The organism is Streptomyces sp. HUAS MS02 (assembly GCF_055702265.1).
The window spans coordinates 1,000,594-1,012,504 of the sequence record NZ_CM146747.1; the positions used below are offsets into that span (position 1 = coordinate 1,000,594).

An 11,911-nucleotide genomic window follows, 5' to 3' on the forward strand; every position below is an offset into this window, starting at 1 on the left:
GGATCCGGGGCGTCACGAGATGCCCAGCTGGTTGTCGATGAGGTCGAAGATCTCGTCGTGCGAGGCGGACTCGATGTGGTCCGCGGTGACCTGGCCGTCGGGTTCGGTGGCTTCGAGGCGGGCCAGCACCTCGCGCAGCCGCTGCGAGAGCCGGTCGCGGTCGGGGGCGTCCGGCGCGAGGCCGGCGACCAGTTCCGCGAACCGGTCCAGCTCCACGAGCGGCGCGGACGCCTTGGCCGGGGCCGGCCGACCGGTGGTGGCCGCGAGGTGGCGGGCCAGTACGTCGGGGGTGGGGTGGTCGAAGACCATGCCCGCCGGCAGCCGGACGCCGGTCGCGGACGACAGCCGGTTGCGCAGCTCGACCCCGGTGAGGGAGTCGAAGCCGAGTTCCTTGAACGCCCGGGTGGGCTGGACCAGTTCGGGCGAGGGGTGGCCGAGGACGGCCGCCGCGTGGCCGCGCACCAGGTCCAGCAGCGCGGTGTGGGCGTCCGCCTCGGACAGTCCGGCGAGCCGTTCGGCGAGGCCCGCGGCCCGGCCGCCGCCGTCGCCGTTCGCCGCGGCGGCCCGCCGACGCGGCGCCCGGACCAGTCCGCCGAGCAGCGCCGGTACGTCCTGCCCACCGCCGGCGCGCAGCGCGGCGGTGTCCAGGCGCGCGGCCAGCAGATAGGCGTCCTCGGAGCGCAGGGCCGCGTCGAAGAGGGCCAGCCCTTCCTCGGAGGTCAGGGCTGTGACGCCGCTGCGGCTCATGCGCCGCAGGTCCACGTCGCCGAGATGGCCGGTCATGCCGCTGCGTTCCTCCCACATGCCCCAGCCGATGGAGAGGCCCGGCAGGCCCTCGGCGCGGCGGCGTTCGGCGAGCGCGTCCAGGGCGGCGTTGGCGGCCGCGTAGTTGGCCTGCCCGCCACCGCCGAGCAGGGCCGCGGCGGAGGAGAACAGGACGAAGGCGGCGAGGTCGTGGCCCCGGGTCAGCTCGTGCAGGTTCACCGCCGCGTCCGTCTTCGGGCGCAGTACGCGCTCCAACTGGTCGGCGGTGAGGGAGGAGACCACGGCGTCGTCGAGCACACCGGCGGCGTGCACCACGAACGTCAACGGGTGCTCCGCCGGTATGCCGGCCAGGACCTCGGCGAGCCGGTCGCGGTCGGCGGCGTCGCAGGCGACGACGCTCACCTCCGCGCCGAGCGCGGCCAGTTCGTCGCACAGCTCGGCCGCTCCGGGGGCGTCGGGGCCGCTGCGGCTGGTCAGCAGCAGGTGCCGTATCCCGTGTTCGGTGACGAGGTGACGGGCCACCAGGCGGCCGAGGGTGCCGGTGCCGCCGGTGATCAGGGCGGTGCCGTCGGGGTTAGGGGCGGCGGGCGGCAGCAGCACGTTCTTGCCGGTGTGCCGGGCCTGGCCGACGTACCGGAACGCCTCGGGGGCCCGCCGTACGTCCCAGCAGGTGAGCGGCAGCGGGGTGAGTGTGCCCTGCCGGAACAGGTCGAGGATCAGGTCGAGCGTCTGCGCGATCCGCTCCGGGCCCGCCTCCGCCAGGTCGTACGCCCGGTAGCTCACCCCGGGGTGGGCGGCGGCCACGGTGTCGGCGTCGCGGATGTCGGTCTTGCCCATCTCCAGGAAGCGCCCGCCGCGCGGCAGCAGCCGCAGGGAGGCGTCGACGAACTCCCGTGCCAGGCAGTCCAGTACGACGTCGGCGCCGCGTCCGCCGGTCGCGTCGAGGAAGCGGTCGGCGAAGTCGAGGGTGCGGGAGGAGGCGATGTGGGCGTCGTCGAGGCCGAGGCCGCGCAGGACGTCCCACTTGCCGGGGCTCGCGGTGCCGTACACCTCGGCCCCGGCGTGCCGGGCGAGCTGGACGGCGGCCATGCCGACACCGCCGGCCGCGGAGTGCACCACGACCGTCTCCCCCGCCTTGAGGCCGCCGAGGTCGAACAGGCCGTAGTGGGCGGTGAGGAAGGCGATGGGCACGGTGGCGGCCTGGGCGTAGGACCAGCCGGGCGGTATCGGGGCGAGGGTGCGCCGGTCGGCGACCGCGACGGGGCCGAAGGCGCCGCCGAAGACACCGAACACGCGGTCGCCGGGGGCGAGATCGGTCACGCCGGGGCCGGTCTCCAGGACGGTGCCCGCCCCTTCGCTGCCGAGGATCCGCTGGTCGGGGGCGAGGCCGAGGCAGACCGCGATGTCCCGGAAGTTCAGGCCGGCGGCCCGGACGGCCACCCGGACCTCGCCGGGGGCCAGCGGGGCAGCCGCCTCCGGGGACGGTACGAGCGCGAGGGCGTCGAGGCTGCCCTCACCGGTGGTGTCCAGCCGCCAGACCGCTTCGCCGGCCGGGGGTGTCAGCGTGCCGGGCCGCCCGGCCCGGGCCAGCCGGGGTACGAGCGGGTTCCCCGCGCGGGCGGCGAGCTGCGGTTCCCGTGTGGCGAGGGCCAGGCCGAGCAGGTGGGGCAGGGCGTCCGCCGAGTCGGCGGTGTCGTCCAGGTCCAGCAGGACGAAGCGGTCGGGGTGTTCGGTCTGGGCGGCCCGGACCAGTCCCCAGGCGGCGGCCTGTGCCGGGTCGGCGGGGTGTCCGCCGGGCCCGGTCGCGACCGCGTGGCGGGTGACGACCACGAGGGGGGCGTCGCCGGAGCGGGGGTCGGACGGCCACCGCTGGACGACGGCCAGGGTGGCGGTCGCGGTCTCCCGGACGCGGGCGGCCTCGTCGGGCCCGGCGGCGGTGGGGCAGGTCCAGACGACCGCCGTGGGCTGCGCGCCGGAGCCGGTGTCGTCGAGGTCCGCCCAGCCGGTGAGCGGGGCGGTGGCCCCGGCACCGGGGGCCGGTGTCCAGTCCAGGCGGTACAGGCCGTCCCGGCCCGCCACGGCTGCCGCCAGCAGGTCCGGGGAGAGCGGGCGCAGCACCAGCGACTCGGCGGACAGCACCGGCTGCCCGGTCGGGTCCCAGGCGTCCAGGCTCACCGCGTCGGGCCCGGCCGGGCCGATCCGGACGCGCAGTGCGGACGCGCCGGCGGCGTGGGCGGTGACACCGTTCCAGGAGAAGGGCAGCCGGGCGGGGCCGGGCCGGTCGCCGAGGAGGGCGGACGCCTGGAGGGCGCCGTCCAGCAGGGCCGGGTGGACAAGGTAACCGTCACTGTCCGACTGCCGTTCGAGCGCGACCTCCGCGTAGACGTCGGTGCCGTCGCGCCAGGCGGCGCGCAGCCCCTGGAAGGCGGGGCCGTAGCGGTAACCGGCCTCGGCGAAACGGTCGTACACGCCGTCCAGGTCGACCGGCTCGGTGCCGGCCGGCGGCCAGGTGGCGGGCGCGGGCGGGCCGTCGGCGCCGTCGCCGGGCGTGAGGGTGCCGGGGGCGAGGGTGCCGGTGGCGTGCGGGGTCCAGTCGGCGCCGGGATCGGTCTCGGCGCGGGAGTACAGGCCGAGGGTTCGCCTGCCGCTGTCGTCGGGCGGGCCGAGGCGCAGTTGGACGTGGACGGCGTCCCGCTCGGGGAGGATCAGCGGGGCCTGGAGGGTCAGTTCGTCGACGAGGGCGCTGTCGGCCTCGTCGGCGGCGCGCAGGGCGAGTTCCAGGAAGGCGGTGCCGGGGAGCAGGTTCGTCCCGGAGACGACATGGTCGGCCAGCCACGGGTGCGTCCGGGTCGACAGCCGCCCGGTGAGGAGCCGCTCCCCGGAGTCGGCCAGATCGACGCTGGCGCCCAGCAGCGGGTGGTCCGTGGCGCCCAGCCCGGCGGCGGCCACGTCCCCGGTGCGGACGGGGGCGTCGAGCCAGTAGCGGGTGCGCTGGAAGGCGTAGGTCGGCAGGTCCACCGGCCGGCTCGTGCGGCCGAGGTCGTGTCCGCAAAGTCCCGTCGTCCGCCCGGATCGCGGGGCAGACGGGACTTTGGGGACACGGCCGAGGGCCGCGGGCCAGTCGACGGGCACGCCCTGGACATGGGCCTCGCCCAGCGACAGCAGCAGCCGGTCCCGGCCTCCGTCGTCGCGGCGCAGCGAGCCGACGACCACACCCGTGACGGCCCCGTCCTCCAGCACCTCCTGGACGGCCGGGGCGAGCACGGGGTGCGGGCTCGACTCGACGAAGGTGGTGAATCCGGCGCCGGCCAGGGCCCGGACGGCGGGCTCGAACTCGACCGTGCCCCGCAGGTTGCGGAACCAGTAGTCGGCGGTGAGTTCGGGCCCCTCGATCCAGTCGGCCTCCAGGGTGGAGAACATCCGGGTGCCTGCCGTGGCGGGGGTGATGTCGGCGAGGACGTCGAGCAGTTCGGCGCGCAGGGGGTCCATCTCGGCGGAGTGGGACGCGTAGTCGACCTCGATGCGGCGGGCGCGTACGCCGTCCTTCTCGCAGGAGGCGAGGAGTTCCGCCAGGGCCGCGGCCTCGCCCGCGACCACGGTGGAGCGCGGACCGTTCACGGCGGCGACCGAGATCTTCTCGCCCCAGCCGGCCAGCAGCTCGCGGGTGCGGTCGGCGGGCAGCGCCACCGAGGCCATGCCGCCCTGTCCGGCGACGGCGCGCAGCAGCCTGCTGCGCAGGGCGACGACCTTGGCGCCGTCCTCCAGGGACAGCGCCCCGGCGACCACGGCGGCGGCGATCTCGCCCTGGCTGTGGCCGAGTACGGCGTCCGGTTCGACACCGCAGGACCGCCAGGTCTCGGCCAGCGACACCATGACGGCCCACAGCGCGGGCTGGACCACGTCCACCCGCTCCAGGTCCGTGGCGGAGGCCAGGACCCCGGTCAGGGACCAGTCGACGTGCGGGGCCAGGGCGCGTTCGCAGGCGGCCATGCGGGCGGCGAAGACGGGCGAGGAGTCGAGCAGGTCCAGTGCCATGCCGGTCCACTGGGCGCCCTGGCCGGGGAAGACGAACACGGTGCGCCCGACTGCGGTCGCGGTGCCCCGGGCCACGGTGGCGAGGGGTGCGTCGGCCGCCAGGGCCCGCAGTCCGGCGGTCAGTTGCTCGCGGTCGCCGACGAGGACGGCTCGGTGGTCGTGCCGGGTGCGGGTGGTGGCGAGGGCCAGGCCGATGGCGGCGGCGCCGTGCCCGGGGTGGGCGTCGATGTGGTCGGCGAGCCGTTCGGCCTGGGCGCGCAGTGCTTCGGGGGTGTGGCCGGAGAGGACCCAGGGGACGGCGGGTTCCTCGGGGGGCGCGGGCTCGGAGGCGTCCTCGTCGATGTGGTCGACGTGCTCCAGCACCAGGTGGGCGTTGGTGCCGCTCATGCCGAAGGAGGAGACTCCGGCGCGGCGGGGCCGGTCGGGGCCGGCGGGCCAGGAGCGCTCCTCGGTCAGCAGTTCCACCGCGCCGGCGGACCAGTCGACCTGCGGGGTCGGGGCGTCCACGTGCAGCGTCCGGGGCAGCACCCCGTGGCGCATCGCCTCCACCATCTTGATGACACCGCCCACGCCGGCGGCGGCCGAGGTGTGTCCGATGTTCGACTTCAACGACCCCAGCCACAGCGGCTGTTCACGGTCCTGACCGTAGGTGGCCAGCACCGCCTGCGCCTCGATCGGGTCCCCGAGCCGGGTCCCGGTGCCGTGCGCCTCGACGACGTCCACGTCACCGGGTGAGAGCCGGGCGTCGGCGAGCGCCGCGCGGATCACGCGCTGCTGCGAGGGTCCGTTGGGCGCGGTGAGCCCGTTGCTGGCCCCGTCCTGGTTGACCGCGCTGCCCCGCACGAGGGCCAGCACCCGGTGGCCGTTGCGGCGGGCGTCGGACAACCGCTCCAGCAGCACCATGCCCACGCCCTCGCCGAAACCGACGCCGTCGGCGGCCGCGGCGAAGGGCTTGGAGCGGCCGTCGGAGGCCAGGCCGCGCTGGCGGCTGAACTCGACGAACAGTTCGGGGCTGGACATGACGGTGACGCCACCGGCGAGGGCGAGTCCGCACTCGCCGGAGCGCAGCGCGCGCACCGCGAGGTGCAGGGCGACCAGCGAGGACGAGCACGCCGTGTCGACGGTCACCGCCGGGCCCTCCAGGCCCAGGACGTAGGCGACGCGGCCGGAGACGACACTGCCCGAGTTGCCGGCGCCGAGGAAGCCCTCGACCTCCTCGGGGATGTGGGGCAGGAGCCGGGCCGCGTAGTCCTGGTGCATGACGCCGACGAAGACGCCGGTCGCGGTGGAGCGCAGCGTCGCCGGGTCGATGCCCGCGCGCTCCAGCGTCTCCCAGGAGGTCTCCAGCAGGAGCCGCTGCTGCGGGTCCATCGCGAGGGCCTCGCGGGGCGAGATGCCGAAGAAGCCCGCGTCGAACTCCGCCGCGTCGTACAGGAAGCCGCCTTCGCGCGCGTACGAGGTGCCGTGGCGTTCGCTGTCGGGGTCGTACAGGGCGTCCAGGTCCCAGCCGCGGTCGGCCGGGAAGGCGGCGATGCCGTCGGTGCCGGAGGAGACCAGGTTCCACAGGTCCTCGGGAGAGCGGACACCGCCGGGGTAGCGGCAGCCCATGGCGACGACGGCGATCGGGTCCTCGTCGGTCGCCGCTCCCCCGCCGCCGGCGGCCGGGACGGAGGTCGGCACGCGGCCGGTGTCCGCGCCGAGCAGTTCGCCGCCGAGGTGGGCCGCGAGGACCTCGGGGGTCGGGTGGTCGAAGACGAGGGTGGCGGGCAGCCGCAGTCCGGTGGCGTTGCCGAGGCGGTTGCGGAGGTCGACGGCGGCGAGCGAGTCGAAGCCGAGGTCCCGGAAGGCGCGGCCCGCCTCGACGGCCTCGGGCGACGGGTGGCCGAGTACGGCGGCGACCTGACCACGGACCAGGTCGAGGAGTTCGCGGCGGCGGCCGGGGGCGTCCAGGGCGGCGAGCCGCTCGGCCAGGGGGCCGCGGTCACCGTCACCGTCGGTGGCGGAGGCCAGGGCGGCCTGGCGGCGGGCGGGCAGCCGGACCACGCCGTGCAGCAGCCGGGGTACGGGCTCGCTCTCGGCGCGGGCGCGCAGCGCGGCCGTGTCCAGCCTGAGGGCCACCAGCAGCGGTTCGTCGACGGTGAGCGCGGAGTCGAGGAGGGCGAGGCCCTGCGCGTCGGTCAGGGGCGGCAGGCCCGAGCGGGCGATACGGCGGACCTCGTCGTCGCCGAGGTGCCCGGTCATGGCGCTGCGCCGCTCCCACAGCGTCCAGGCGACGGACCGCCCGGCCAGGCCCTGGGCCCGGCGGTGGTGGGCCAGGGCGTCCAGGAAGGCGTTGGCGGCGGCGTAGTTGCCCTGTCCGGGGCCGCCGAAGGTACCGGCGGCGGAGGAGAAGAGCACGAACGCAGCGAGGTCCAGGCCGGCGGTGAGCCGGTGCAGGTTGAGGGCCGCGTCGGTCTTGGGCCGCAGGACGGCGTCGACCCGCTCGGGGGTGAGCGAGGAGACCACGCCGTCGTCGAGCACTCCGGCGGCGTGGACGACGGCGGTCAGCGGGTGACCGACGGGTATGTCGGCCAGGACCTGGGCGAGCCGCTCCGCGTCGGCCGCGTCGCAGGCGACGACGCTCACCTGCGCGCCGAGCGCGGCCAGTTCGTCGCGCAGCCCGTCCGCACCGGGGGCGTCCGGGCCGCTGCGGCTGGTCAGCAGCAGGTGCCGTACGCCGTGTCCGGTGACCAGGTGACGGGCGACGCGGGCGCCGAGCAGACCGGTGCCGCCGGTGATCAGGACGGTGCCGTCGGGGTCCAGGCGCGGGGCCGCGTCCTCGTCCTGTACGGGGATCCTGGCCAGCCTGGGGACGAGGACCTCGGAGCCGCGCACCGCGAACTGCGTCTCGCCGGTGGCGGTCAGCACGGCGGCGAGGGCGGCCGGCAGGTCGGCGTCCGGGTCGAGGTCGACGAGGTGGAGGCGGTCCGGGTGCTCGGTCTGTGCGGAGCGCACCAGCCCCCACACCGCGCTGTGGGGCAGGTTCGGTACGTCCTCGCCGGGCCGGGCGGCGATCGCGCCCCGGGTGACGAGGACGAGCCGTGCCCCGGTGAACCGGTCGTCGGCGAGCCAGTCCTGGACGAGGGCGAGGGCGTCGTGCACTGCGGTGCGGGTGGTGTCGGCGAGCTCGTCGGCCCGGTCGTCCGGGGCCGCGCCGAGGTCGGCGAGGACGAACTCGGGCAGGGGCCCGTCGGCGTCGCGGAGCGCGGCGAGGTCCGCGTGGTGGGCGACTGCCGGGGTGTCCTCGGTGGGGCCGAGGACCGCCCAGGACGCCGCCGTGGGGCCGGGCACCGGGCGGACCGGCGTCCAGTCGAGGCGGAACAGGGAGTCGTGGTGGCGTCCGGCGGCCGGAGCCGTGAAACTCCCGGCGCCGACCGGCCGCAGGGCCAGGCCCGCCACGGTCAGGACGGGCCGTCCGGCCTGGTCGAGGGCGCGCAGTGTCACGGTGTCGGGGCCGGCGGGGGTGATGCGGATCCGCAGACCGGTCGCGCCCTGCGCGTGGAGGACGGCGCCGGTCCAGACGAACGGCATCCGGCCCTCGGCGGCCTCGCCGAGGCCGGTCGCGTGCAGGGCGCCGTCGAGGAGCGCGGGATGCAGCCCGAACCGCGCGGCCTCGGAATGCAGCTCCGACGGCAGGCTCGCCTCCGCGAACACCTCCTCCCCCAGCCGCCACGCCGCACGCAGCCCCTGGAACGCCGGCCCGTACGCGAAGCCGCCCTCCGCGAAGCGCTCGTACAGCCCGTCCAGTTCCACGGGGACCGCGCCGGCCGGCGGCCACACCGCGGGATCGCCCGGGGCCGCCTCCTCGGCGACGGGACCCAGCAGCCCCCGGGCGTGGCACGTCCACGGCAGGTCGTCGGTGCCGTCCGGGCGGGCGTGCAGGCTCAGCGGGCGACGCCCGTCGCGGTCCGGGGCGCCGACGGCGAGTTGTACGGCGACGCCGCCCTCCGGGGGCAGGACGAGCGGGGCCTCCAGGGTGAGTTCCTCGACCTGGCCGCAGCCGACCTGGTCGCCCGCGCGGACCGCCAGCTCCAGGAAGGCGGTGCCGGGCAGCAGGGCGGCGTCACGGACGGCGTGGTCGGCCAGCCAGGGGTGGGTGCGGGTGGAGAGACGGCCGGTGAGGAGCAGTCCGTCGCCGTCGGCGAGGGCGACGACCGCGCCGAGCAGCGGGTGGTCGGCGGCGGCGAGCCCGGCCGAGGCCATGTCGCCCTGGGGCGCGGCGGAGTCCTCCAGCCAGTACCGGCGCCGCTGGAACGCGTACGTCGGCAGGTCGGCCCGGCGGGTGCGCCATCCGGCGTAGGCGGCACGCCAGTCGACGCGTACGCCGTGGACGTACAGCTCGCCGACGGCGGCGAGGAACCTGGCCCGGCCTCCGTCGTCCCGCCGCAGCGTGCCGGTGACCACGGCCTCGTCGGCCCCGGCCGCCCTGGCGGTCTCCTCCATCGGGACGGTGAGCACCGGGTGGGGGCTGACCTCGACGAGGACGTGGTGGCCGGCGGCCAGCAGGGCGCGGGTGGTCTGTTCGAACTCGACGGTCCGGCGCAGGTTGCGGTACCAGTAGCCGGCGTCGAGGCCGGTGGTGTCGAGCGGTTCGGCGGTGACGGTCGAGTAGAAGGGGATGTCGGAGGGGCGGGGGGTGATGTCGGCCAGCAACCGGAGCAGTTCGTCGTGGATGCGCTCGACGTGGGCGCTGTGCGAGGCGTAGTCGACGGGGATCCGCCGGACTCTGAGGTCGCGGGCGGTGAGCCGGTCGATCAGGTCGTCCAGCGCCGACCGGTCGCCGGAGACGACCACGGAGGCGGGCCCGTTGACGGCCGCGACGGACAGCCGGCCGTCCCCGTCGCCCAGCAGGGCGCGGACCTCGTCGACCGGCAGCGGCACGGACGCCATGCCGCCGGCCCCGGCGAGCGCGACGATGGCTCTGCTGCGCAGCGCGACGACCTTGGCGCCGTCCTCCAGGGACAGCGCCCCGGCGACCACGGCGGCGGCGATCTCGCCCTGGCTGTGCCCGGCGACCGCGGACGGCTCGACACCGTACGACCGCCACAGCGCGGCCAGCGACACCATCACGGCCCACAGCGCGGGCTGGACCACGTCGACGCGGTCCAGCGGCGGGGTGCCGGGGGCGTCGCGCAGTACGTCGGTCAGGGACCAGTCGGTGTGGGGGGCCAGGGCGCGTTCGCAGTCGGCGATCCGCTCCGCGAAGACGGGGGCGGTGTCGAGGAGTTCGGCTGCCATGCCGGTCCACTGCGAGCCCTGGCCGGGGAAGACGAACACGGTGTCGGCTCCGGGGGTGCCGGTCCCACGGACCAGTCCGGGCTCCGGGGTGTCCTCGGCCAGGGCCCGCAGGCCGCGCAGGAACCCCTCCTCGTCGGCGGCGACCACGACGGCACGGTGTTCGAGGGCGGCCCGGGTGGTGGCCAGGGCGTGGCCGATGTCGAGGGGCCGCTGTCCGGGGTGCGTGTCGAGGTGGGCGGCGAGGCGGCGGGCCTGGGCGCGCAGGGCCTCGCGGCTGCGGGCGGAGACGGGCCAGGGCAGGGCGGTCGGGAGGCCGGGCTCGTCGGTGGTGTCGGGCGCGTCGGTGGTGTCGGGCTCGGTTCCCGGAGCCGGGGCGGACTCGGGCTCGGGTTCGGGTCCGACCTGTTCGAGGACGACGTGTCCGTTGGTGCCGCTGATCCCGAAGGACGACACGGACGCCCGGCGCGGTGCGCCGGTCTCCGGCCAGGGCATCGCCTCGGTGACCAGTTCCACCGCGCCCGAGGACCAGTCGACCGTGGGGGTGGGCCGCTCGACGTGCAGGGTGGGCGGCACGACGCCCCGGTTCATCGCCATCACCATCTTGATGACACCGCCGACGCCCGCCGCGGCCTGGGTGTGGCCCATGTTGGACTTCAGCGAGCCGAGCAGCAGGGGCCGGTCGGCGGGCCGGTCCTGCCCGTACGTGGCCAGCAGGGCCTGTGCCTCGATGGGGTCGCCGAGCGGCGTACCGGTGCCGTGCGCCTCGACCACGTCGACGTCGGCGGGGGTGAGCCCGGCGTCGGCGAGCGCCCGTCGGATGACCCGCTGCTGGGCGGGCCCGTTGGGGGCGGTCAGGCGGCTGCTCGCGCCGTCCTGGTTGACGGCGGTGCCGCGGACCAGGGCGAGCACGGGGTGACCGTTGCGGCGGGCGTCGGAGAGCCGCTCCAGCAGGAGCATGCCGACGCCCTCGCCCCAGCCGGTGCCGTCCGCCCCTGCGGCGAAGGACTTGCAGCGGCCGTCGGCGGCGAGCCCGCCCTGCCGGCTCATCTCGACGAACGGCACCGGTGTCGACATGATCATGGCGCCGCCGGCCAGCGCCAGCCCGCACTCCCCCCGGCGTAGGGCCTGGGCGGCCAGGTGCAGGGCGACGAGGGAGGACGAGCAGGCCGTGTCCACCGTCACCGCCGGGCCCTCCAGGCCGAAGGTGTAGGAGAGGCGGCCGGAGGCGACGCTGTCGGAGTTGCCGTTGCCGATGTACCCCTGGATGTCGTCCGGGACCTGACGCAGGCGTAGTCCGTAGTCCTGGTACATCACGCCGACGAAGACCCCGGTGTCGCTGCCGCGCAGCGCGCCCGGGTCGAGGCCCGCTCGTTCGAAGGCCTCCCAGGTGGTCTCCAGCAGCAGCCGCTGCTGCGGGTCCATGGCGAGCGCCTCGCGGGGCGAGATGCCGAAGAAGCCGGGGTCGAAGTCGGCGGCGTCGGTGAGGAATCCGCCTTCGGCGGCGTAGGTCGTGCCGGGGCGCTCCCGGTCGGGGTCGTGCAGGGCGCCGAGGTCCCAGCCTCGGTCGGCGGGGAAGCCGGCGACGGCGTCGGTGCCGGTGGCGACGAGCTGCCACAGCTCCTCGGGGGAGACGACGCCGCCCGGGTAGCGGCAGCCCATGCCGACGATGGCCACGGGTTCCTGCTGCCGGGCCTCCACCTCCTGCAGTCGGCGGCGGGTGCGGTGCAGGTCGGCCGCGACCCGCTTGAGGTAGTCGCGGAGCTTGTCGTCGTTGAGCGTGCCGTCAGTCACTGTGCACCGTCACCTTCGGGGCCTTCGTGCGGGAGGGGCCGGG

At 76.2% G+C, this 11,911-nt stretch carries 1 protein-coding gene and 1 pseudogene; both read right to left on the reverse strand.

Going from position 1 to position 11,911, the window contains the following annotated elements; genetic code table 11:
• Positions 1-12 precede the first annotated feature (12 nt).
• Complete coding sequence (locus ACZ9QC_RS04395; protein ID WP_472921599.1) at positions 13-8,283, reverse strand: SDR family NAD(P)-dependent oxidoreductase; 8,271 nt, start codon at positions 8,281-8,283, stop codon at positions 13-15.
• A pseudogene (locus ACZ9QC_RS04400) lies at positions 8,260-11,868 on the reverse strand (type I polyketide synthase); the annotation flags it as partial. The pseudogene ACZ9QC_RS04400 and the gene ACZ9QC_RS04395, both read right to left, overlap by 24 nt.
• Positions 11,869-11,911 lie beyond the last annotated feature (43 nt).